We start from the raw sequence: 21,796 nt of genomic DNA, 5'->3' as shown, positions 1-21,796 counted from the left end.
GGGCACGCGCGCACGATCGTGGCGGCGGCCGACGCCGCGGTCGTCGGGCTGAGCCGGCTCGCCGACGGTGATGATCAACTCGCCCGGATCGGCTATGTCCAGTCGGCCACATACCGCTGGATCGGGGTGCTAGCGGCGGCAGCCCGACAGGCCGGCGTCGGTCTCCAGCTCGTCGCCAGTCCCGGCCTTCGGCAACTGGAGGCGATCCGCAGCCGCCAGCTGGACGCCGGGCTGATCCGGCTGGACTCCGTGCAGCACGACGTGACCGGCCTGGAGCACCGGACGCTCGCGCACGATCCCCTGTATGCCGTCGTTCGCGACGGCGACCCCGTCGACACCGAGTCGATCACCGCCGATGATCTTCGCGACCGCGCCCTGATCCTCTACCCGGAGACCGAGGGTCCCGGCCTCCGGCGGCTCGTCCAGCAATGGTTGAACCGGACCGGCCGGCTCAAGATCACCGACGCCTGGGACGCACCGTCGGCCGTCGCTCTCGCCGCCGCCGGCACCGGGATCGCCGTCCTGCCCAGCCCGCTGCCACCGCTACCCGCGAACTGCCGTGCCGTCCCGCTGGACCGGTCCCCCCAACTCTCGCTCGCCGTCGTCTGGCACCCACACCGCGACGCGCTCACGCGCCGGATCCTCGACCGGCTTCCCGAGCTCTGAGCCTCGCGGCCGGCTCCGACGGTGTACGGTCTCGGCCGAGGCCATCGACTTGGGAGGACGGACGCGATGGGACTGCCCTGGACGCTGCACGGGGACGGGAAGAACGTCGCCGCTGAGGTGATCGTCAAGCCCGGCGAGCGGCTGACCTGGCCGCGCACGATCGGGATCGGCGCCCAGCACGTGGTGGCGATGTTCGGCGCGACGTTCCTGGTGCCGGTGCTGACCGGCTTCCCACCGAGCACCACGTTGTTGTTCTCCGGCATCGGCACGCTGCTGTTCCTGATCATCACCAAGAACCGGTTGCCCAGCTACCTCGGCTCGTCATTCGCGTTGATCGCCCCGATCACCGCGGCCGCGGCCAGCCACGGACAGTCGTCGGCGCTGCTCGGCGTGGTCGCGGTCGGGCTGCTGTTGTTGATCATCGGCGTGATCGTCCAGTTGGCCGGCACCCGCTGGCTCGACCTGTTGATGCCGCCGGTGGTGGCCGGTGCGATCGTCGCGCTGATCGGCTTCAACCTGGCCCCGGCGGCCAAGAACAACTTCGTCGCCGCTCCGGTGACCGCGTTGATCACGCTGCTCGCGGTGATCATCACCGCGGTCGCGTTCCGCGGCCTGATCGGCCGGTTGTCGATCTTCGTCGGCGTGATCATCGGTTATCTGGCGGCACTGATCCGTGGCGAGGTGGACTTCTCGGCGGTCGCCGCGGCCCCGTGGATCGGGTTGCCGCAGCTCCAGGCACCGGCCAACCCGATCACGAATCCCGCGCTCTGGCTGGTGCTTCCGGCCTTCCTGCCGGTGGTGCTGGCCCTGGTCGCGGAGAATGTCGGGCACGTCCGCGGCGTTGCTCAGCTGACCGATCCATCGGTGAACAAGTTGACCGGCCGGGCCCTGATCGCCGACGGGCTGGCGACCATGATCGCCGGCTCCGGTGGCGGCTCGGGGACGACGACGTACGGCGAGAACATCGGCGTGATGGCGGCGACCCGGGTCTATTCCACCGCCGCCTACTGGGTGGCCGGCGTGGTCGCGATCGTGCTCGGCCTGTCGCCCAAGATCGGCGCGGTGATCAACACCGTCCCGGCCGGCGTGCTCGGCGGCGTCACCACCGCCCTGTACGGCCTGATCGGGATCATCGGCGTCAAGATCTGGCTGGACAACAAGGTCGACTTCGGCCGGCCGGTGAACCAGTTCACGGCGGCGATCGCGTTGATCATCGGGGTCGGCGACTTCACCCTGTCCGGCGGGACCATGAGCCTGGCCGGGATCGCCCTGGGCAGCATCGCGGCGATCGTCGTCTACCACCTGATGACCTTGATCACCCGGCTTCGCGGCGGCCCGGACGCGACGGAGCGCCGGCCTACCGAGGTGGTCCGCTGAACCGGACGAACTGCGCCACCTCGCGCATCCCGAGCCCCTGGTAGAGCCGGCGCGGCAACGGATAGCGATCGTCGCCGCGCGGCCCGACCACCGCCTCCCGGGCACCGAAGTCGCGCGCGGTCCGCAGCAAGGTGGCGCACAGCGCCCGGGCGAGCCCGCGCCGGACATGATCGGGGTCGGTGCCGACCGGCTCGATCAACAGTGAGCCGTTGGGCTGGTCCAGCCAGCCCAGGGCATAGCCGGCCCACCGGCCGTCCGGGTCGAGGGCGACCAGGTCGAGCTCCGGCCGATAGATCGGCGTCGCCATCACCGCCCGGTGCTTCGCCTCGGAATAGCTCGACTCCGCGGTCGTGCCGGAATCCGGCATCCCGAGCAGCCGGCGGATCCGGTCGGGTCGCCAGGACCGGCGGTGCAGCTCGACCCGCTCCCGGATCGCGGCCGGATCGGCCGGGTCGACCGCCACGATCCGGTAGCCGGCCGGCGGCTGCAGCTCCTCGAGGTCGGACAGGTCGCTCATCGTCCGCCACAGCTGGGCGAACCAGGGGCCCGCGGCGTCGACGAACCCGGCGGCCTCCAGCGCCGCCAGCTGGGCCTGATCCTGACGCGAGGCGAACAGGGTGATCGCCGAGTCGAACGAGCGCAGCTCACCGAGGATGACGGATCGTTCGATCGCTCCGGCCCCGGGATCGATATGCAGCGTCGCCGTGGCCGGCTCGAGCGTGGCCCGCCACAGATCCGCGTACGCCCGCAGCGGCTCACCCCAGGCCAGCGACAGGTCCGGGTCCGGGGTGCCGTCGCCGCGGCTCCAACTCCAGGCGACGTTGCCGACGTGCAGCAGCTGCTGCGGGGTCCAGGTCCGGCCGACGCAACCCAGCCGATCGATCAGGTCGGCCCTCATCGGAGGATCGGTACGACAACGCTCATGATCATCCCCGAATGGCCGGCCGTGGTCAGCTGCCGAGTGGCAGGAGCTTCCACTCCCGGATCTCGGCCACGGTGGCCACCGGCTCCGGCCGGTCGAAGTACGGGTCGGCCGCGAGCACCGCGTCCAGCGCCGGCCGGTCGGCCACGTCGTAGATCAACAACGCGCCCTCGTCGTCGGCGTACGGACCGGCCAGCCGCAGGCGACCGTCGGCGGCCAGCGTGGTCAGGTAGTCCCGGTGCTTCGGCCGCACTTCCAGCCGCGCAGAGTTGTCACGATCGAACACCAGGCGTACGGCGAAGGTCGTCATGGTCGCAGGCTACTGGTCCCCGATGAGACGGCGACGACCCGTCCAGCAAAGCGGCGGTGTGCGGGGTGTCGGAGGCATCGTGCACTATCGGGGTCATGACTTCACCGCACCCGTTGCTCGGTCTCGCCTTCGTCCCGACCCTGCCGCCGGAGCGGCTGCAATCCCTCGCCCGGACCGCCGAGGCGGCCGGGCTGGACGAGCTGTGGGTGTGGGAGGACTGTTTCAAGGAGGCCGGGGTGGCGAGCGCGGCGATCGCCCTCGGCGCGACCGAGCGACTGACCGTCGGGCTCGGCCTGATGCCGGCCCCGCTCCGCAACGTCGCCCTGACCGCGATGGAGATCGCGACGCTGGCCCGCGCGTTCCCGGGCCGCTTCCTGCCGGGCGCCGGCCACGGGGTGCAGCACTGGATGGGTCAGGTCGGCGGCCGGGTCGCCTCGCCGCTGACCCTGCTGCGGGAGTATGCGACGGCGCTGCGATCGCTGCTGGACGGCGAGGAGGTGACGACCTCGGGGCGGTACGTCAACCTCGACCAGGTCAAGCTCGACTGGCCGCCGCAGCAGCGGGTGCCGCTGTTGCTCGGCGGCAGCGGGCCCAAATCGCTGGCCCTGTGCGGTGAGCTCGGCGACGGCACCATGCTGGCCTCGCCGCTGAGCACCAACGAGGTCGGCGCCGCGGCGAAGATGATCAAGGAGGGCGCGGGCACCGATGATCACCCGATCGTCGCCTCGTTGATCACCGCGACCGGCCCCGGCGCCCAGGCCCGGATCGACGCCGAGATGCCCCGCTGGTTCCGCGAGGCCGGCCCCGAGCTCGGGGTCGCCGGCGACGCCACGACCATCGCCGAGGCGATCCGCGGCGTGGCCGCGGTCGGCGCCACGACGGTGGTGATCCAGCCGACCGAGGACGAGCCCGACCTCGACGGCCTGATCCACTTCATCGGCACCGAGGTGAAGCCGCTGCTCGCCGGCTGAGCAAGCTCACGAACCTTTGATCGACCGATCCCGCAGGGTCCGGGCCAGCCGGACCGGATCGACGCCGACGGCTGTCAGGTAGCCGGTCACGTCGAAGGTCCGGACCCAGTCCAGCAGTGCGGGACGACGGTCCGCGATCATCCGGTCCAGCTCGGCCGCGGTCCGCGCCGGACCGGATGGACCGGTGATCCATTCCCCCGAGGTCTGGTCGTACGCCATCCCGTGGCCGCGGTGCGCCGCGGCCCCGCGGAAACCCCGTTCGTAGTTGTCGGCGATCGCCTCGGGCGTGGCACCGACAAGGTTCAGCAACACCGAACACACCATCCCGGTGCGATCCCGGCCGCCCGCGCAGTGAACCAGTACGGGACCGTCGGCTTCGGCGATCGCCGTGAACACCCGAGCGAACTTCGCCGGATAGCGCGCCAGGTTCGGCGCCCAGGACTTCGGGTGATCGAGCCAGGGCCCGCATTCGGCGAGGAACTCCGGGTCGGTCGGGTCCTCGGTGGGTGCGTGCACCACCTCGATGCCGGCCTTCACCGTCGCGTCGACGATCGGGTGTTCCGGCCGTCGCCCCCGTTCCCGGTCGTTGCGGAGGTCCACGACGCGGGTCAGGCCGGCGACCCGGGCGGCGCGCCAGCCCTCCGTGGTCAGCCACTCCGGCGCGGCCGAGCACCAGACCGCGCCCGAGCGGGTGCAGCCGCCGTCCTGCAGCGGCAGCCCACCGAGGTCGGCCAGGTTGCGGGCGCCGTCCCAGTCGGCGCGGTGCTTCGCCATCTCCCCGAGCCTACGAGGATGGGGTGAGATGCGCACTGAGACTGTCGAAGGGCAAGCCAGGCCCGTGCGCGTCTCCTGGGGCGTTTCGGCCTCACGGCCGGAAAGGACGCGCCAAGGGCGGGCGGGTCGGTGCGGTCGGCGGGAATCGCGGCCGGCCATCGGTCCGGCGCTGGGATCGGATGCACTCATCGAGTGGTCACTTTGGGCGCGGATCTTCGACTGAACCTGCCCAAACCGTCCACTCGGCGTACGCCGGCGGCGATGTCGGTTGCGTATCGGCGGCCGAGCGCGCCGAGTGTGACTTTATCGACGCGGATTCGCAGATTTCAGGTCGATAAAGTCACCCTCGACGCAGGGCTCGGCCTCGCCCTACGATCCTGGGCCAGTGGAGTTGCGTGACTGTCCAGAGGCGGTGCGCACGTCGGTGGATCCAGGTTCGGAACCAACCAACTCCACCCGCCTGGCGATCGTTGAGTGCGGACGGTCCGGGCGCGATCGGCGCCGATCGCGGCGACACTACTCTGGGCTCTTGAGTCGCCCGGCGAGATCCGGGCCGGGGAGGGGACAGTGACGAGACGGCGCATGATCACCGACGGGCCGCCGAGCCTGCCGCCGGTCGATCCCGGGCTACTGGCCGAGCTCGACGCGGTGGTCCCGGGCGGGGTGCGGGCCCGGGCGTCGGACCGGCTCGCGTACGCCCACGACGCGTCGCACTATCTGCTCACCCCGCAGGCGGTGGTCACGCCGCGGGACGCCGGTCAGCTGGCCGCGCTGCTGCGGACCGGTCACCCGTTGAGTTTCCGGTCGGGCGGCACCAGCCTGTCCGGGCAGGCTTCGACGTCCGGCGTGGTGGTCGACACCCGCCGCAACTTCCGCCGGATCGACGTGCTCGACGACGGTGCCCGGGTCCGGGTGCAGCCGGGCGCGACGGTGCGTCAGGTGAACACTCGGCTGGCCCGGCACGGTCGCAAGCTCGGCCCGGATCCGGCCAGTGAGTCGGCCTGCACCATCGGCGGCGTGGTGGCCAACAACTCCTCCGGCATGTCCTGCGGGATCACCGCGAACACGTACCGGACGCTGGAGTCGGCGGTGCTGGTGCTGCCCAGCGGCACCATGATCAACACCGCCGACCGCGACGCCGACGACCGACTGCGGCTGACCGAGCCGGAGTTGTATCGCGGGCTGGACCGACTGCGGGACCGGGTCCGCGGCAACCGCGATTCGGTGCAGCTCATCGCCGAGCAGTATTCGATCAAGAACACGATGGGCTACGGGCTCAACTCGTTCATCGATCATGATCGACCGGTCGACATCCTGCTGCATCTGGTGATCGGCAGCGAGGGGACCCTCGCCTTCGTCGCCGAGGCGACCTTCCGCACCGTGCCGGCCCACCCCGAGGTCGCCACCGGCTTGTTGATCTTCGACCACCTGGCGCTGGCCACCGGCGCGCTGCCCGTCCTGGTCGACTCCGGCCCGGTCAGCATCGAGCTGCTGGACGCCACCTCGCTACGGGTGGCCCAGCGCGACCCGCAGGCGACCGCCGACCTGCTCGCGCTCGCCGTCACCGAGCAGGCTGCCCTGTTGGTGGAGTACGCCGAGCCGGACGCCGACGCCCTGCGCAGCCGGGTCGCCGACGGGCTCGCCGTGATGGCCGAGCTGCCGCTGGCGAAGCCGGCCGAGCTGAGCTCCGACGCCAAGCGCCGCGGCGATCTCTGGCACATCCGGAAGGGGCTGTTCGCCACGATCGCCGGCAACCGGGCCCCGGGCACGACCGCCCTGCTGGAGGACATCGCGGTGCCGGTGCCGTCGCTGCTGGAGACCTGCGAGCAGCTGACCAAGCTGTTCGCCGGCTACGGCTACGACGACAGCGTGATCTTCGGCCACGCCCGCGACGGCAACATCCATTTCATGCTCAGCGAGCGGCTGGGTGATCGTGATCATCTGCGGCGCTACGCCGAATTCACCGAAGAGCTGGTCGACCTGGTGCTGGCCCAGCACGGCACCCTCAAGGCCGAGCACGGCACCGGCCGGATCATGGCGCCGTACGTCCGCCGACAATTCGGCGACGAGCTCTATCAGGTGATGGTGGAGATCAAGCGGCTCTGCGATCCGCGGTCGATCCTGAATCCGGGGATCTTGATCAACGACGATCCGTTCGTCCACCTGACCCATCTGAAGACCGCGCCCGAGGTCGAGGAGGAGGTCGACCGGTGCGTCGAGTGCGGCTATTGCGAGCCGGTCTGCCCCAGTCGTGATCTCACCCTCACCCCGCGGCAGCGGATCGTGCTGCGCCGGGAACAAGCCCGGGCCGAGGCCCTCGGTGATCATGAACTGGCGGCCGAACTGCGCCGGGAGTACGACTACGACGGCCTGGACACCTGCGCCGCGGACGGGATGTGCGCCACCGCCTGCCCGGTGTTGATCGACACCGGGCAACTGGTCAAGCGGCTCCGGGCCGAGCAGGCGCCCGCCCCGGCCCGGACCGCCTGGAGCGCCGCCGCCCGCGGCTGGGACGCCGGCAGCAGGCTCGGCGGCTTTGCCCTGTCGGTGGCCCGCCGGGCCCCGGCCGGCGCGGTGACCCGGGTCAACCAGCTCGGGCGGGCGCTGCTCGGCACCGACACCGTGCCGCTGTGGCAGCCCGACCTGCCGGGTGGCGGCCGATCTCGGCGGCCGTACCCGACCCGGGAGCCCGAGGCCGTCTACCTGCCGGCCTGCATCCAGACCCTGTTCGGGCCGGAGCGCGGCTTCGCCGCCGGCGACGGCATCGGCGTCTCGGAGGCCCTGCTCACCCTCTGCACCCGGGCCGGCGTGGAGATCGTCGTCCCGGACGGGATCGCCGGACTCTGCTGCGGCACCCCGTGGAAGTCGAAGGGCCTGCTGGACGGCTGGAGCGCGATGCGCGACCGCGTCCGGCCGATCGTCGACGCCGCGTCCGGACCGGCGCGACTGCCGGTGATCAGCGACGCCTCCTCGTGCTCCGAAGGCTTCCGGACCCTGCTCGGCGAGGAAGGGGTCGAGGTGCTCGACGCCGTCGACTTCGTTGCCGACCGGGTGCTGCCGCTGCTGACGATCAAACGACGACTCGGCTCGCTCGCCCTGCACCCGACCTGCTCCTCGACCCAGCACGGCGGCAACCCGGCGCTGCTCGCGATCGGCCGGGCGATCGCCGACGAAGTCGTCGTCCCCGACGCCTGGGCCTGTTGCGGCTTCGCCGGCGACCGCGGCCTGCTGCACCCCGAGCTGACCGCCTCCGCCACCCGGGCCGAGGCGGCCGAGCTCGGCACCCGCCACTTCGACGCGTACGCCTCGGTCAACCGCACCTGCGAACTAGCCCTGACCCGCGCCACCCACCACCCCTACCGCCACCTCCTGGAACTCCTGGACGAAGCCACCCGCCCCTAACCCCCGCCGACGGATCCTTAGGACACGTACGCGCCGGCGGCGGTCAGGATCCGTTCCAGGTGGGCTCGGGTGAGGGGCTTCTGGAGAGTCGTGCTGGTCAGCTCGCGGGCGGCCTCCTCCCGGGCCTGGGCGGTGTCGGCCCCGAGCGCCAGGTTGATCCGGCTCTCGGTCCAGTTGAGGAAGCCGGTCACCATCCCGCTGAACATCCCCATCCCCAGGTACGGCGTGGCGCCGGTCTCCTGCCGATAGCCCTGGATCAGAGCGGCGACGACCGCCTCGTCCACGCGGCCGGTCGGGTCGACGCTCCAGCTTTCCAGGACGGACGCGAACTCCCAGCTCGGCGGAGTGGCGCAGGCGTGGTCCCAGTTGGTCAGCACCAACTCGGCGCCGGGCCCGCGGCAGATCGTGCCCGGGCCCGGGCTGCCGTGGCTGAGGATCGGATCCTCGGCCGGCTCCCGGTCGTCGACGATCGTGGCCAGGGCGAGCAGCCTCGGCAGGGCCCGCTCCAGGGCGTCCGACCAGGGTGCGCCGGCCGCCTGTGACCGCGCCAGTTGCCGCCGGAACAGCTCCTCGCCCGGCCGGCAGGTCAGCCAGCTGTGGACCGGGCCGGGCGCCGGCAGCCGGAGCCGGTGCAGGGTGCCGACGAGCCCGCCGATCATGATCGCGGTGTCGGTGCTGATCGGCGGCCGAACCTCCAGTCCGTACGCCAGATCCCGGTGCACCCGCCACCGCCGGTCGTCGACCTCGGCGATCGGATGATCTTCGCGGTTTCGGATCGGTTCCCGGGTCGAGATGCCGGCGGCCACCGCCGCCTCGACCAGCCGGAGCTCCGCCTCGATGTTGTCGGTCGGCGTGTATTCGTAGATCTCGGTCACCCGCCAGCTGCCGCGATCGGTGATCAACGACCAGATCTGGCCCGCCCAGGCCAGCTCCAACGGCCGCATCGGCCCGGTCGGCCGCCCGAGGCCGAAGGCGACCGCGACGGCGGCGGCCAGTTCCGGCGGGGCGACCCGGTCGTCGGTTCGGCGGCGGTCCACCTCGGCCTTGAGGTCGGGCCAGCTGCGGAAGCCGTACTCCTCGGCCAGCAGGGCCTGGGCCTCGGACAGTGTCAGATCCGGATGGCGGGGCTTGAGTCCGACGCGCAGCTCTTTGGCCTGCTGCCGGAGGTGATCGAGATTGGGACGGTCGGGCAGGTTGCGCATGGCGATCCTCGTTCCTCACCCGGACTCGCACGGGTGATCAACGAGTCGGCAATTGCGCTCGACCATGATCGACAACGGGTGGCTTCAAACCTTCCGGCGAGTCTCGGCGCTGTCCCGAAGCGCTGAACCCGTTGTATCACAACGATCCGTACGGCACCAGAGCCTCCGACGGACCGGTCGACTCCCGGCCGCCCGGGACCTGACATGATGGGCCTCGTCGAAATAGTGAGCGTTCACGAAAGTCAGGTCCCATGGTCATCGTCGCCCCCGCCCACGTCACCGATCTCACCCCCGGCTCCGGACCCCGCCGGGCACCGCGATCCTGGCTGCACTCCGACGCGCCGCGGCTCAGCCTGAACGGCGACTGGCGGTTCCGGCTGTCGCCCACCGCGCGGCTGGACGACTCCGCCGCCGCCCCCGATTTCGACGACCGGGACTGGGACACGCTGCCGGTGCCGTCGCACTGGGTGCTGCACGGCGACGGCCGGTACGGCCGGCCGATCTACACCAACGTCCAGTTCCCGTTCCCGGTCGACCCGCCGCACGTCCCGGACGAGAACCCGACCGGTGATCATCGCCGCACCTTCACCCTGCCGAGCTGGGACGCCGAGCGGATCCTGCTCCGCTTCGACGGTGTCGAGTCGGTCTTCCAGGTCTGGCTGAACGGCACCGAGGTCGGCGTCGGCAAGGGCAGCCGGCTGGCCACCGAGTTCGACGTCACCGGGCTGGTCCGGCCGGGTGAGAACGTGATCATGGTCCGGGTGTCGCAGTGGTCGTCGATGTCCTACCTGGAAGATCAGGATCAGTGGTGGCTGCCGGGGATCTTCCGGGACGTCACCGTGATCGGGCGGCCGCGCGGCGGCATCGAGGACCTCTGGCTGCGCACCGCGTACGACCACGAGGCCGGATCGGGCGTGATCACCCCGGAACTGATCGCCGGTGCGGATGCGTATCCGATCACGATCGAGATCGCCGAGCTGGGGATCAGCCAGACCTTCGACAGTCCGGCCGACGTGACGCCGATCCCGCTGCCGGAGGTGCAGCCGTGGAGCGCCGAGGTGCCCCGCCGGTATGCCACGGTGGTCCGCTCGGCCGGCGAGCGGATCGAGCTCCAGCTCGGCTTCCGCAGCGTCCGGATCGTCGGTGATCAACTCCTGGTGAACGGCCGGCAGGTGATCTTCCACGGGGTCAACCGGCACGAGACCCATCCCGAGCGCGGCCGGATCTTCGACGAAGATCACGCCCGGGCCGATCTGATCACGATGAAGCGGCACAACGTCAACGCGATCCGGACCAGTCACTACCCGCCGCATCCGCGGCTGCTCGACCTGGCCGACGAGCTCGGGTTCTGGGTGATCGACGAGTGCGACCTGGAGACGCACGGCTTCGGATTTCTCAAGTGGCAGGGCAATCCGAGCGAGGAACCGGCCTGGCGTGAGGCCTATCTCGACCGCATCGCGCGCACGGTCGAGCGGGACAAGAACCATCCGTCGGTGATCATCTGGTCGCTCGGCAACGAGTCCGGCACCGGCCGCAACCTGGCCGCGATGGCCCAGTGGGTGCGGCAGCGCGACCCGGAGCGACCCGTGCACTACGAGGGCGACTACACCGGCAGCTACACCGATGTGTATTCGCGGATGTATCCCAACCTGATCGAGGTCGCCAGGATCTGCGGCGACTCCGGCGAGATCAGCCACTGCGGGCCCGCCGAGGCGCAGCGGGTCCGCCGGATGCCGTTCCTGCTCTGCGAATACGTGCACGCGATGGGCAACGGGCCGGGCGGGATCGCCGACTACGAGGAGCTGGTCGAGGCCCATCCGCGGTTCCACGGCGGCTTCGTCTGGGAGTGGCGTGATCATGGTCTGCTGACCCGGGCCGACGACGGCACGCCCTACTACGGCTACGGCGGCGACTTCGGCGAGGTCGTGCACGACGGCAATTTCGTGATGGACGGCCTGGTGCTCCCGAACGACCGGCCGACCCCGGGCCTGGCCGAGTTCGCCGCGGTCAGCCAGCCGTTGATCTTCGAGCGCGACGGCACGACCTTGATCATCCGCAGCCGCTACCACTCGGCCGGCCTCGAGGCGCTGCGGATCCGCGGCCTGCTCGAGGTCGACGGCGAGCCGCACAGCGTGGCCGAGCTCAAGGTGTCGGCCTTGGCCGCCGGTGACAGCGTGACCGTCGAGCTGCCCGATTCCTTGATCACCGCCGCCGACTCCGGCGAGTCCTGGCTGACCGTTCAGGCCGAGCTGGCCGACGGCACCGCGTGGGCCGAGGCCGGGCATGTGGTCGCGCGCAACCAATGGCGGCTCTCTGCCCCGCCGGCACTGCCGGAGCCGGCGCCGATGCGTTCGGTTTCGACCGTGCCGGCCGAATCGTCGGTCCGGCTCGGCCCGGCGAGCTTCGACGGCGCCACCGGGTCGCTGACCGAGCTGCACGGGGTTCCGGTCGCCGGGCCGCGGCTCGAGTTGTTCCGCGGGCCGACCGACAACGACCGGCTGACCAGCAGCGGATCGTACGAGCTCGGGGCCCCCGAGGCGACCGACGGCCGCGGCACCCCCGGCCCGTCCTCGGCCGAACGCTGGCGCCGGCACGGCCTGGACCGCCTGGTGCACCGGGTCGAGTCGGTCACCGCCGACGCCACCGGGCTGACCAGCCGGGTCCGGGTCGGCACCGCCGCCACCGGCGTGTTCGTCGACGTGACCTACGCCTGGACCCTCGCCGAGGACGAGCTGACACTCCGGGTCGACCTGACCGCCTCACCCGGTTGGGACTGCACCTGGCCCCGGGTCGGCGTCCGCTTCGACCTGCCCGCCGAGCTCGATCATGCCGACTGGTTCGGCACCGGGCCGCTGGAGTCCTATCCGGACAGCTCGATCGCGGCGCGGGTCGGCCGCTTCGCCGGCCCGGTGGACGAGCTCAACGTCGCCTACTCGCGGCCGCAGGAGACCGGCCACCGGGCCGAACTGCGCCGGCTGGCGATCGGCGACGGCTCCTCGGTCGCGCTCCGCGTGGAGACCCGGCCCGACCACACCGGCCACCGCCCCGGCTTCACCCTGACCCGGCACACCCCGCAGGAACTTGATCGCGCCCCGCACCCGTACCAGCTGCCGAAGAGCGACCGGATCCACCTCTTCGTCGACAACGCGGTGCACGGCCTCGGCTCCCGCTCCTGCGGCATCGACGTGCTGCCCAAGTACGCCCTCTGGCCCGGCGCCCACACCTTCACCCTCACCTTCCCCACCCCCTGACATCCCCTGCCGACCCGTCACCTCCGCTGCGACACGCCGCCAAAAGGGCCGCGGAGGTGACGGGTCGGCGTTTCGTGGACGCGCAGCCAGTCCGGCGTCAGCGCCTCGAGGGCGAGCCGCCGCGCCTCGGCGGCAGTGCGGTGACCGAGCAGGACGTACACCCCGAGCCCCTCGACCAGCGCCAGGCAACGATCGGCCTCCGCCTCCGGCGTAGCACGGAGAACGAACAAGCCGGCGGCCACGCCCTCGGCCAGCAGCCGGGCGACCAGCGCCCGCAGCTCGGCGTACCCCTGCCGCAGCCGCGCCGCCAGCTCGGGATCGACCAGGGCCCGCGCCGTGAAGGCGAACGCGACGGCCAGCTCGGTCCGGCGCTCGGGGCCGTCCGGGATCAGCTCCTCGACGATCAGACCGAGGGTCGCCACGGGGTTCCGCAACGCCGGATCGTCCGCCAGCCGCTGCTGGATCCGTCCGGTCGCGGCCCGGCTCACCTGGTCGAACGCCGCCGCCATCAGGTCGGTCTTGCTCGGGAAGTAGTGCTGGACTCGGCCCAGCGACACCCCCGCCCGGTCGGCGATGTCGCGGACGTTGACCGCCTCCAGCCCACCACTGCCGGCGACCTCGACCACCGCGTCGACGATCTCGCGGCGACGCTGTTCGTACGCGGACCCCAGGCCCCGTCCGGACCGTGCCTCGGCGTTCACCTGCACCTCACCAACTGACAGCTCTCAACTTTTCCAAGTCAACGGTATTGCCCTACGTCAGATTAATACAACTGACTTGCAATAGCCGCAGACCGGAGCCTCTTTCACTCTTTCCTATACGCTGTACAGGTACGGTGCGGAGGAAGCCTCACCCGTGAACCACAGCAAGGGGATCTCCATGACCATCACGCCGATCGCCGATCGGGCCGATCTCTCCCCCGACTACCGGGGCCGCAACGACCGGGCCGCGGAGCCGACGCTGCTGCCCTGGGCCTGGGCGGAGCAGCGGCTCGCCGCCGCGACCAACTACTGGGTCAGCACCAGCGGCCCGGATGGTCGGCCCCATCCCCGGCCGCTCTGGGGTCTCTGGCACGAGTCGGCCTTCCTGTTCACCGTGCTGCGCTCCACTCGGACCGCCCGAAATCTCACGTCGAATCCGCAGGCGACCGTGCATTTGGAGAGCGCCCGGGAGGTCGTGATCTTGGACGGCTCGGTCAGCGAGGTCCCGCCGGACCGGCTCGAAGCCTTCCTCGGCGCCTGGCTGGAGAAGTACGCGGGCGAGGGCGCATCGGCCGGCGCCGCCGACGCCACGGTCGACCGGGTGATCTACCGCCTCCAGCCCCGCCAGGCCCACGGTTGGACCCTCACCGCCTTCCCCGCCGACATCACCCGCTGGCGCTTCCCCACCCCCTGACCGCCGAGACGTCACTTGTGCACCGACACGCCGCGGAAACGCGTGCACTACTGACGTCTCGGCGGATTTTTAGGCGGGGGTGGGGTGCTTGGGCAGGGCGGCGGCGGCCAGGCGGGCGGGGGTGTCGTCGTCGAAGGTGGCGAAGAAGGTGCAGACCTCCTCGACTAGGGCGGTCATCGACGCGGCGGCGAAGAGGGTGTCCTGGTAGTGGGTGATGTCGTAGTCGATCGTGCCCATCACGTGGAAGTCGAGCGGACGGATGTTCATCGCCCGGAACTCCTCGATCTCGCCGTAGCTGGACAGGATCCCGGCGCCGTACGCCCTCAGCTCCGGCCCCTCGTAGACCACGCCGAACTCGATGGTGAACCAGAAGACGTCCGCGACGAACTGCACGCCGGCGTCGGTGTGCACCCGCCGGGCGGCCTCGCCGGCCAGCCGGTTGATCTCCGCGAACTGCGGGTCGGCCAGCAGGTTGCCGTGGCCGATCACCTCGTGGATCAGATCGGGCTCGGGGGTGTAGAGCGGCGCCGAGGGATGCCGGATGTATTGCGTGGAATGGAATTCGCGGTCGGCCAGCGCCCCGTAGAACTCCCGCACCGGCACGATCCCGGCGGCCGGGACGTAGCGGAATCCGGTCAGCGGCTGCAGTGCCGCCGTGACCTCGGACAGCTGCGGGATGTGATCACGCGGCAGGCCGAGTCGATCCTCGGCCTCCCGATACGCGCGGCAGGCGTACTTCTCGTGCTTGATCGCCAGCTCGCGCTGGACCGTGCGCCAGACTTCCTGCTCGGACTCGAGATAGTCGATGGTGGGCGGGGGATCTCCCGGCACCCACTGCAGGGCCTGAGCCGCGATCGCGTTGCGTCGCTCCCGATAGTCGGGATCGTCGCGGCCTGGATGGTCAGCGGAAAGGTGGACCGTGACCGTACCGTCCTCCCCAGTGGTAACCGGGGAGTACAACTGTGCTTCCTCGAACATGATGTCCTCCTGAGGACACCGTGCCACCGGGGGACATTGCTCGCAAACAGATCGCGCGAAGAACTCGTCTCAGGAGCGAGAAATCACACCAAGAACCCTGGAAGGTTGCAGTTTCTGCGGTTGATCAACCGGCGGCGTCGTAGGACTTGCGCAGATAGGCGTCGACGTCGGATTCGGCGACCCGGAAACTGCGGCCGAAGCGGGCGGCCTCGAGTTCGCCGCTGTGGATCAGGCGATACACCGACATCTTCGACACCCGCATGATGGCGGCCACCTCGGCGACGGTCATGAATTTGACCCCGGCCAGGTCGGAAGCCGCCGGCCTGGGCTTTCCCGAGTGCATGGCTTCGGCCATCGTCCGTCAACCCCAATCTGAGTAGGGCGCCGCCGGCTGCGGGGCCCGCGCCGGCTTCCCCTCCGGCGCACGTTCCTATCCTGTGAGAGTAGTGGCAACTGAGGCTGTTGGGAAAGTGGTCAGGGCAGTTTTATCGACGACACGCCGACGGGGTCGTTGACGAGATGGCGTTCGAAGCTCAAAATTCGGGATCCAGTCCGAGCTCCGGAAACACCGCCCGCCGAGTCGCCAGAATCGCCTGGTCCAGCGGGCTGGCCGGATCGTAGCCGTGCTCGAATTTCGAGTACGAGACCTCGACGCCATCACTCATCCGCACCGGGCCGTCGCAGTCCACCTCGTCCAGCCAGGCCTGCGGCACCGGCGTCTGCGGATCGAGGGGTTCGCCGGAGACGATCGCCAGCAGATGGGTCCAGGATCGCGGCACCACCGAAGTGTTGGCGTAGCCGCCGCCCCCGGTCGAGACCCAGCGCCCGTCGCACAGCTCGGCGGCCAGCTCGGCCAGCGCCAGATAGGAGGCACGTTGGCCGTCGACGCTGAGGTCGAGGTCGGCCAGCGGATCGCTGCGGTGGGTGTCGCAGCCGTGCTGGGTGACCAACACCTGCGGCTCGTACGCGCGCAGCACGTCCGGCACCACCGCATGGAAGGCGCGCAGCCAGTCCCGGTCGTCGGTGCCCGGCGGCAGGGCGACGTTGACCGCCGTGCCCGGCGCGTCCGGCCCGCCGATCTCGGTCGGGAAGCCGGTGCCCGGAAACAGGCAGGTCGGGCTCTGGTGCAGGCTGATCGTGGTCACCCGCGGATCGTCGTAGAAGATCGACTGCACGCCGTCGCCGTGGTGCACGTCGACGTCGACATAGCCGATCCGTTCGCAGCCCTGGTCGAGCAGCCAGCGGATCGCGGCCGCGACATCGTTGTAGACACAGAAGCCGCTGGCGCTGGCCGGCATCGCGTGATGCAGCCCGCCGCTGATGTTGCAGGCCCGGCGGGCCGCGCCGGTCCAGACGCTCTCGGCCGCCGCGACACTTGCCGTCACGACCAGGCCGGCGATGTCGTGCATGTGCTCGAAGACCGGATTGTCGGTGGTGCCCAGCCCGTGCCGGGCGTCGGTGATGCCGGCCTTGACCGCGGCGATGTAGTCCGCCGTGTGCACCGACGCGACCAGGGCCTCGTCCAGCGCCGGGGGCGGGACAACCTCCAGTCGGTCCAGAACGTCGAGCTGACGAGCCAGCGAGATGGCACTGCGGACCCGGCCGGGGCCCATCGGATGCGTCGGCCCGAAGTCGTACCGGGTCAGTTCCTCGCCGTAGATCAGCCGTCCGCTCACCCGCTGCCCCCCTGATCGTTCTGCTGTGCCGCCGCTTCCCGGGCCGCCGCGGCCAGCTCGCGGCTGCGATCCCGGGCGGCCTCCATCGCGCTCATGAACGCGGCCCGGACGCTGTGCTGCTCGAGCTCGCGCACCGCCGAGGCCGTCGTGCCGCCGGGCGAGGTGACCCGCTCCCGCAGCACCGTCGGATGTTCCCCGGTCTCCCGCAGCAGCTTGGCCGAGCCGAGCATCGTCTGCACGACCAGTTCGGTCGCGGTGTCCCGCGGCAGACCGAGATGTACGCCCGCCTCGATCATCGCCTCGACGACGAAGAACAGGTAGGCCGGGCCGGTGCCGGAGATCGCGGTGACCGCGTCCTGATAGCCCTCCGGCACGGTCAGCACCCGGCCGGTCGCGGACAGGATGTCGCGGACCCGGCCGACATGATCATCACCGGCGTGCCGCCCGGCGGAGACGGCGGCCATGCCCTCGTCGACCTGAGCCGGCGTGTTCGGCATCACCCGCACCACCGGCACGCCCTCGGGCAGAAGATCTTCGATCAAGATCGTTTCCACCCCGGCGGCCAGCGAAACGATCAAGGTGTCGGCGCGGACCGCGGGCCGGATCTCGGTCAGCAGATCCCGCATGTCCTGCGGCTTGACCACCAAGATCACGGTGTCGGCCTCGGCCACCGCGTCGAGGTTGGTCAGCATCCGTACCCCGTAACGATCCTTCAGCTCGGCCTCGCGGGCCGGTCGCCGATCGGTGGCCACGATCCGGCCGACATCCCAGCCGGCGCGGAGCAGACCCGACAGCACGGTCTCGCCCATCACGCCGGCCCCGAGGATGGCCAGCCGATCATGATCAGCCATGGACCAACTGCTCCTGGGTGGATCGGGCCTGGACGAGCTCGGCGATCTGGATCGCGTTCAGGGCCGCGCCCTTGCGCAGGTTGTCATTACTGATGAAGAGCACCAGGCCCTTGCCGGCGGGGGCGGACTGATCGACCCGGATCCGGCCGACGAAGCTCGGATCCTTGCCGGCCGCGTCGAGCGGCGTCGGCACGTCCAGCAGAGCCACGCCGGGCGCCTGCCCCAGCAGCTCGGCCGCCTGCGCCGGCGACAGCTCGTCGGCGAACTCGGCGTGCACGGCCATGGAGTGACCGGTGAACACGGGCACGCGGACGCAGGTGCCGGCGACCAACAGCTCGGGGAGGTGCAGGATCTTGCGCGACTCGTTGCGCAGCTTCTGCTCCTCGTCGGTCTCGCCCGTGCCGTCGTCGACGATGGAGCCGGCCAGCGGCAACACGTTGTAGGCGATCGGCTTGACGTACACCTCGGGCGTGGGCAGCTCGATCGCCTCGCCGTCGAAGGCCAGCGCCGAGGCCCGGTCGGCCACGGTCCGGATCTGCCGGTCCAGCTCGGCCACACCGGCGCCGCCGGAGCCGGAGGTCGCCTGATAGGTGGCGATCTGCAGCCGGGTCAGCTTCGCCGCGCGGTGCAGCGGGGCCACGATCGGCATGATCGCCATCGTGGTGCAGTTCGGGTTGGCGATGATCCCCTTCGGCGGGTTCAGCGTGTCGTCGGGGTTGACCTCGGAGACGACCAGCGGGACCTCGGGGTCGAGCCGCCAGGCCGAGGAGTTGTCGATCACGATCGCCCCCGCGGCCGCGACCCGCGGCGCGATCGCCTTGGACGCATGCTTACCGGCGGAGAAGAGGGCCAGGTCGAGGCCGGTGAAGTCGGCGGTCTCGGTGTCCTCGACCGTCACCTCCCCGCCGGCCCAGGGCAGCTTGGTCCCGGCCGAACGGGCCGAGGCGAAAAACCTGATCTCCGTCAGGGGAAACCGGCGCTCGGCGAGCAGCGTACGCATCACGCCACCGACCTGCCCGGTCGCTCCGAATACTCCAACGCGCATGCCGACAGCCTACGGGCGGCCCCCCACCAGCATGAAAACTGTCCATGACGACCGGGCGCAGCCGGCCCGAGCCGGGCCCGGCTCGGGCAAGATATGCCCGTGACCGTGCAGGTGCCCGATGGCGATGTCCCGCTGGCAACGACGCCGCCCCGAGTCGGGCTCGAGATCGTGCTGCTGCTGGCCCTGTCACTGGGTCGGTCGGCGATCTATTCGATCTTGCAGATTGTCGACCGGCTCACCCGACCGCAGGCGCTGAACCAGCAGACCTCCACCCTGAATCCTTCGGTGATCCCCGATCGCCCCTGGCTCGACCTGATCTATCAGGTCGCCGGGATCGGCTTCGCCGTGGTGCCGGCCCTACTGGCGATCTATCTGCTCAACCGCAACCCCGGCGACGGGCTGCGGCGGATCGGATTCGATCATCGCCGGCCGGGCTTCGACGCCTGGTTCGGGCTGGTCATCGCCGCCTGCATCGGCATCCCCGGGCTCGGGTTGTATCTCGGCGCCCGGGCCATGGGGATCAACACCCAGGTGCAGGCGTCGGCGCTGACCGACCAGTGGTGGACGATCCCGATCCTGATCCTGTCCGCGGCGCAGAACTCGATCGTCGAGGAGGTGATCATGATCGGCTACCTGTTCACCCGGTTCCGGCAGCTCAACTGGGCGCTGCCGGCGATCTTGATCACCAGTGCCCTGGTCCGCGGCTCCTATCACCTGTATCAGGGCTTCGGCGGCTTCATCGGCAATCTGATCATGGGCCTGGTGTTCGGGCTGATCTATCTGAAATGGAAACGGGTGGCGCCGTTGGTGGTCGCCCACCTGCTGCTCGACGTCGCCGCCTTCCTTGGCTATTCCCTGCTGGCGGATCAGGTCGACTGGCTCTGAGAGGATCTCGATCATGGCTCAGGTCATCGTGTACGGACACCGGGAGCGGCTCGCCCGGCATCGGGCGGCGCTGTCCGATGCGATCCACGGCGCGGTCGTGGCGGCGCTCGACTATCCGGCCGAGAAGCGGTTCCACCGGTTCGTCGGGCTCGAAAAGGAGGACTTCGTGCACCCGCCCGATCGCGGTGAGGCCTACACGATCATCGAGATCTCCTTGTTCACCGGCCGCACCGACGAGGCCAAGCGGCGGTTGATCGCCGAACTCTTCACCCGGATCGAGGAGTCCGCCGGCATCGCGCCGCACAGCGTCGAGATCACCCTGACCGAGACGCCGAAGGTCAACTGGGGCATCCGCGGCAGCAACGCCGCCGACCTGGCCCTCGGCTACCAAGTGGAGGTGTAGAGCGCCGTGACCGAGCAACCTGATCCGCCCGATCCCCGGCCGGGCTGGCCCGGGCTCGACGAGCCGGAGGCCGACGATCAGACCGTCGTCTGCCCGCGCCACCTGCGCTTCGTGCCCTGCCGACAGTGCGAGATCGGCGAGGAGACGTACTCCTCCGACCCGGCCGACATCGAGCGGACCCGGCGCTACCAATGGGGCGATGATGCCGCCGACCAAGCGCTCGGGATCGACAACGGGGAAAGCCCCGCCGGGTAGTCCCGGTCGCAGTTTCCCCCAAGCGGCGGAAGGCGCAGCCGCGACCGATATCTGCCCGCGCGACCGCCACAGCAGTCGCGTCCACCGATAACGGTCGCGTCGGACAGGGCGTGAACCTATGACGCGATTGGGGGTGACCGTCGGGGTGGTCTCGCGCGTCGGGTCCGGAGCTCGAAGGCTTTCTTGGCAGCAAAGGGGCACGGTTCGGCGCCGGTCGGGCTGAGTCGGGCCGCCTACCTCGGGCAGTGCTCATCGAAAGTCGCGTTTTCCACCCTGACGCTCCGATTTCAGGTGGAAAAGGTCACTCTCGGCGGTCTACGACCACCGAAGGACTTGGCGGGGCGAACTCGACGCCACCGACGCCGAACCCTGCCCCTTTGCTGCGCTTGAAACCCTGAGGACGCCGACGCAACCGCGCGGCTGCCAACCCCAAGCCCAAGATCCCGCCGCGATTCTCAGTTCTTACTGACCAAGCTCCGCGCGAAGAAGCCGACATTGGCCGGGCGTTCGGCCAGCCGGCGGACCAGATAGCCGTACCAGTCGTTGCCGTACGGGAGATAGACCCGGACCTGGTGCCCCAGGTTGACCAGCCGCTGCTGCTCGGTCGGCCGGATCCCGTACAGCATCTGCAACTCGTAGCTGTCGATCGGCCGGACGTTGTCCCGGGCCAGCTTCAGCCCGATCTCGATCAGCCGCGGATCATGGGTGGCCAGCATCGGGTAGCCCGGCCCGGCCAGCAGGATCTTCAGGCAGCGGACGTAGGCCCGGTCGACCTCGTGCGCATCGGTGAACGCGACGCTCTCCGGCTCGTTGTAGGCGCCCTTGCAGAGGCGGACCCGGGACCCCTCGACGGCAAGATCACGACAGTCGCCCTCGGTCCGGTACAGGTAGGCCTGCAGCACGGCGCCGGTGCGCGGGAAGTCGCGGCGCAGCTCGCGCAGCACCGACAGGGTGGAGTCGGTGGTGGTGTGGTCCTCGGCGTCCAGCGTGACGGTCGTGCCGGCGGTCTCCGCCGCGCCGCAGATCGTGTGCGCATGCTCCAGCGCGATCTTCTCGCCCTCGGGCAGCGCCTGGCCGAGCGCGGACAGCTTCACCGAGACCTCCGCGGCCGGGGTCAGCTCCGCGTCGCGCAGCCGGCCCAGCAGATCGACGTACGCCAGCGCGACCGCGTCGGCCTGCTCCCGCGAGGTGGTGTCCTCGCCCAGGTAATCGATGGTGATCTTGAGACCGGCCCCGGCCAGTTGCCGGGTGGCGGCGATCGCCTGCACGGTCGACTCCCCGGCGACGAACCGGGCCACCACGTCCGAGGTCACCGGAAGCCTGGTGACCAGATTCTTGATCCCCCGGCTGCGAGACATCCCCAACAGAGCCCGACGCAGCATCCGACCTCCTCAGTGCTCGCTGTGCGATGCGCGGAGGAAGCGTAACTCCGC

The 21,796-nt window shown here is 70.3% G+C and carries 20 protein-coding genes; 9 read left to right on the top strand and 11 right to left on the bottom strand.

Going from position 1 to position 21,796, the window contains the following annotated elements; all coding sequences use genetic code 11:
- Positions 1 to 666: LysR substrate-binding domain-containing protein (locus tag FNH24_RS21385; protein WP_152364267.1), on the top strand; the 666-nt coding region annotated here is incomplete at its 5' end.
- Positions 667 to 732: 66 nt separating this feature from the next.
- On the top strand, positions 733 to 2,043 hold the full coding sequence (locus FNH24_RS21380) for a uracil-xanthine permease family protein (protein WP_152364266.1): 1,311 nt from the start codon (positions 733 to 735) through the stop codon (positions 2,041 to 2,043).
- On the opposite strand, the gene FNH24_RS21375 is transcribed toward FNH24_RS21380, so the two are convergent.
- The gene (locus FNH24_RS21375; protein WP_152364265.1) at positions 2,024 to 2,941 is read right to left on the bottom strand and encodes a GNAT family N-acetyltransferase; all 918 of its coding nucleotides are present in this window, start codon (positions 2,939 to 2,941) and stop codon (positions 2,024 to 2,026) included. The genes FNH24_RS21380 and FNH24_RS21375 overlap by 20 nt on opposite strands.
- Positions 2,942 to 2,993: 52 nt before the next feature.
- A complete protein-coding gene (locus tag FNH24_RS21370; protein ID WP_152364264.1) occupies positions 2,994 to 3,275 on the bottom strand; it encodes a YciI family protein in 282 nt (93 codons plus the stop codon).
- A 95-nt stretch (positions 3,276 to 3,370) separates the two neighbouring features.
- On the opposite strand from FNH24_RS21370, the gene FNH24_RS21365 reads away from it, so the two are divergent.
- Positions 3,371 to 4,246 (top strand): LLM class flavin-dependent oxidoreductase, encoded by an 876-nt coding sequence (locus tag FNH24_RS21365; protein ID WP_152364263.1) that lies wholly within the window; start codon positions 3,371 to 3,373, stop codon positions 4,244 to 4,246.
- 6 nt (positions 4,247 to 4,252) lie between these two features.
- On the opposite strand, the gene FNH24_RS21360 is transcribed toward FNH24_RS21365, so the two are convergent.
- The gene (locus tag FNH24_RS21360; protein ID WP_161606249.1) at positions 4,253 to 5,020 is read right to left on the bottom strand and encodes a tyrosine-protein phosphatase; all 768 of its coding nucleotides are present in this window, start codon (positions 5,018 to 5,020) and stop codon (positions 4,253 to 4,255) included.
- 582 nt (positions 5,021 to 5,602) lie between these two features.
- Here FNH24_RS21360 and FNH24_RS21355 point away from each other — a divergent pair.
- Entirely contained in the window at positions 5,603 to 8,422 is a 2,820-nt protein-coding gene (locus tag FNH24_RS21355) for an FAD-binding and (Fe-S)-binding domain-containing protein (RefSeq protein ID WP_152364261.1), read from the top strand.
- A 17-nt stretch (positions 8,423 to 8,439) separates the two neighbouring features.
- Here the strand turns inward: FNH24_RS21355 and FNH24_RS21350 are convergent, their stop codons facing one another.
- Positions 8,440 to 9,624 carry a glyoxalase superfamily protein gene (locus FNH24_RS21350; protein ID WP_152364260.1) on the bottom strand — a complete coding sequence of 395 codons (1,185 nt, stop codon included), beginning with the start codon at positions 9,622 to 9,624 and terminating at the stop codon, positions 8,440 to 8,442.
- A gap of 251 nt (positions 9,625 to 9,875) precedes the next feature.
- On the opposite strand from FNH24_RS21350, the gene FNH24_RS21345 reads away from it, so the two are divergent.
- The gene (locus FNH24_RS21345; RefSeq protein ID WP_152364259.1) at positions 9,876 to 12,875 is read left to right on the top strand and encodes a glycoside hydrolase family 2 TIM barrel-domain containing protein; all 3,000 of its coding nucleotides are present in this window, start codon (positions 9,876 to 9,878) and stop codon (positions 12,873 to 12,875) included.
- Between the two features lie 17 nt (positions 12,876 to 12,892).
- Here the strand turns inward: FNH24_RS21345 and FNH24_RS21340 are convergent, their stop codons facing one another.
- A complete protein-coding gene (locus tag FNH24_RS21340; protein WP_152364258.1) occupies positions 12,893 to 13,576 on the bottom strand; it encodes a TetR/AcrR family transcriptional regulator in 684 nt (227 codons plus the stop codon).
- Between the two features lie 178 nt (positions 13,577 to 13,754).
- Between FNH24_RS21340 and FNH24_RS21335 the strand changes: the two genes are divergently transcribed.
- Positions 13,755 to 14,270, top strand: a complete 516-nt coding sequence (locus tag FNH24_RS21335) for a pyridoxamine 5'-phosphate oxidase family protein (protein ID WP_152364257.1) — start codon at positions 13,755 to 13,757, stop codon at positions 14,268 to 14,270.
- Between the two features lie 69 nt (positions 14,271 to 14,339).
- On the opposite strand, the gene FNH24_RS21330 is transcribed toward FNH24_RS21335, so the two are convergent.
- The 5 genes from FNH24_RS21330 to FNH24_RS21310 form a co-directional block, all read right to left on the bottom strand.
- Positions 14,340 to 15,248 carry a phenylalanine 4-monooxygenase gene (locus tag FNH24_RS21330; RefSeq protein WP_152364256.1) on the bottom strand — a complete coding sequence of 303 codons (909 nt, stop codon included), beginning with the start codon at positions 15,246 to 15,248 and terminating at the stop codon, positions 14,340 to 14,342.
- A gap of 124 nt (positions 15,249 to 15,372) precedes the next feature.
- The gene (locus tag FNH24_RS21325) at positions 15,373 to 15,603 is read right to left on the bottom strand and encodes a helix-turn-helix domain-containing protein (protein WP_246187010.1); all 231 of its coding nucleotides are present in this window, start codon (positions 15,601 to 15,603) and stop codon (positions 15,373 to 15,375) included.
- Between the two features lie 178 nt (positions 15,604 to 15,781).
- Positions 15,782 to 16,924: an acetoin utilization protein AcuC gene (locus tag FNH24_RS21320; protein WP_152364255.1), complete on the bottom strand. Its 1,143-nt coding sequence runs from the start codon at positions 16,922 to 16,924 to the stop codon at positions 15,782 to 15,784.
- Positions 16,921 to 17,775, bottom strand: a complete 855-nt coding sequence (proC, locus tag FNH24_RS21315) for a pyrroline-5-carboxylate reductase (protein ID WP_152364254.1) — start codon at positions 17,773 to 17,775, stop codon at positions 16,921 to 16,923. The genes FNH24_RS21320 and proC overlap by 4 nt, the downstream gene beginning before the upstream one ends.
- A complete protein-coding gene (locus FNH24_RS21310) occupies positions 17,768 to 18,820 on the bottom strand; it encodes an aspartate-semialdehyde dehydrogenase (protein ID WP_152364253.1) in 1,053 nt (350 codons plus the stop codon). The genes proC and FNH24_RS21310 overlap by 8 nt, the downstream gene beginning before the upstream one ends.
- A 105-nt stretch (positions 18,821 to 18,925) precedes the next feature.
- On the opposite strand from FNH24_RS21310, the gene FNH24_RS21305 reads away from it, so the two are divergent.
- The 3 genes from FNH24_RS21305 to FNH24_RS21295 are packed head-to-tail and all read left to right on the top strand — an operon-like array spanning position 18,926 to position 20,363.
- Positions 18,926 to 19,705, top strand: a complete 780-nt coding sequence (locus tag FNH24_RS21305; RefSeq protein ID WP_425486903.1) for a CPBP family intramembrane glutamic endopeptidase — start codon at positions 18,926 to 18,928, stop codon at positions 19,703 to 19,705.
- A gap of 13 nt (positions 19,706 to 19,718) precedes the next feature.
- Entirely contained in the window at positions 19,719 to 20,108 is a 390-nt protein-coding gene (locus FNH24_RS21300; protein ID WP_152364251.1) for a tautomerase family protein, read from the top strand.
- Positions 20,109 to 20,114: 6 nt separating this feature from the next.
- Positions 20,115 to 20,363: a hypothetical protein gene (locus FNH24_RS21295; RefSeq protein WP_152364250.1), complete on the top strand. Its 249-nt coding sequence runs from the start codon at positions 20,115 to 20,117 to the stop codon at positions 20,361 to 20,363.
- A gap of 455 nt (positions 20,364 to 20,818) precedes the next feature.
- Here the strand turns inward: FNH24_RS21295 and FNH24_RS21290 are convergent, their stop codons facing one another.
- Positions 20,819 to 21,745, bottom strand: coding sequence for a proline dehydrogenase family protein (locus tag FNH24_RS21290; protein ID WP_152364249.1), 927 nt, complete (start codon positions 21,743 to 21,745; stop codon positions 20,819 to 20,821).
- Positions 21,746 to 21,796: the final 51 nt, after the last annotated feature.

Origin of the sequence: Microlunatus speluncae, from assembly GCF_009299835.1 — a bacterium.
GTDB classification, from domain to species: Bacteria; Actinomycetota; Actinomycetes; order Propionibacteriales; family Propionibacteriaceae; genus Microlunatus; species Microlunatus speluncae.
Note: the sequence above shows the minus strand (reverse complement) of the source record. Positions and strands in the feature narration are given on the sequence as shown.

Coding starts and splice junctions, on each gene's coding strand:
- FNH24_RS21335 (WP_152364257.1), top strand. CDS start 13,755: ATGACCATCACGCCGATCGCCGATCGGGCCGATCTCTCCCCCGACTAC.
- FNH24_RS21360 (WP_161606249.1), bottom strand. CDS start 5,020: ATGGCGAAGCACCGCGCCGACTGGGACGGCGCCCGCAACCTGGCCGAC.
- FNH24_RS21325 (WP_246187010.1), bottom strand. CDS start 15,603: ATGGCCGAAGCCATGCACTCGGGAAAGCCCAGGCCGGCGGCTTCCGAC.
- FNH24_RS21370 (WP_152364264.1), bottom strand. CDS start 3,275: ATGACGACCTTCGCCGTACGCCTGGTGTTCGATCGTGACAACTCTGCG.
- FNH24_RS21355 (WP_152364261.1), top strand. CDS start 5,603: ATGATCACCGACGGGCCGCCGAGCCTGCCGCCGGTCGATCCCGGGCTA.
- FNH24_RS21345 (WP_152364259.1), top strand. CDS start 9,876: ATGGTCATCGTCGCCCCCGCCCACGTCACCGATCTCACCCCCGGCTCC.
- FNH24_RS21330 (WP_152364256.1), bottom strand. CDS start 15,248: ATGTTCGAGGAAGCACAGTTGTACTCCCCGGTTACCACTGGGGAGGAC.
- FNH24_RS21350 (WP_152364260.1), bottom strand. CDS start 9,624: ATGCGCAACCTGCCCGACCGTCCCAATCTCGATCACCTCCGGCAGCAG.
- FNH24_RS21375 (WP_152364265.1), bottom strand. CDS start 2,941: ATGAGGGCCGACCTGATCGATCGGCTGGGTTGCGTCGGCCGGACCTGG.
- FNH24_RS21290 (WP_152364249.1), bottom strand. CDS start 21,745: ATGCTGCGTCGGGCTCTGTTGGGGATGTCTCGCAGCCGGGGGATCAAG.
- proC (WP_152364254.1), bottom strand. CDS start 17,775: ATGGCTGATCATGATCGGCTGGCCATCCTCGGGGCCGGCGTGATGGGC.
- FNH24_RS21310 (WP_152364253.1), bottom strand. CDS start 18,820: ATGCGCGTTGGAGTATTCGGAGCGACCGGGCAGGTCGGTGGCGTGATG.
- FNH24_RS21300 (WP_152364251.1), top strand. CDS start 19,719: ATGGCTCAGGTCATCGTGTACGGACACCGGGAGCGGCTCGCCCGGCAT.
- FNH24_RS21380 (WP_152364266.1), top strand. CDS start 733: ATGGGACTGCCCTGGACGCTGCACGGGGACGGGAAGAACGTCGCCGCT.
- FNH24_RS21365 (WP_152364263.1), top strand. CDS start 3,371: ATGACTTCACCGCACCCGTTGCTCGGTCTCGCCTTCGTCCCGACCCTG.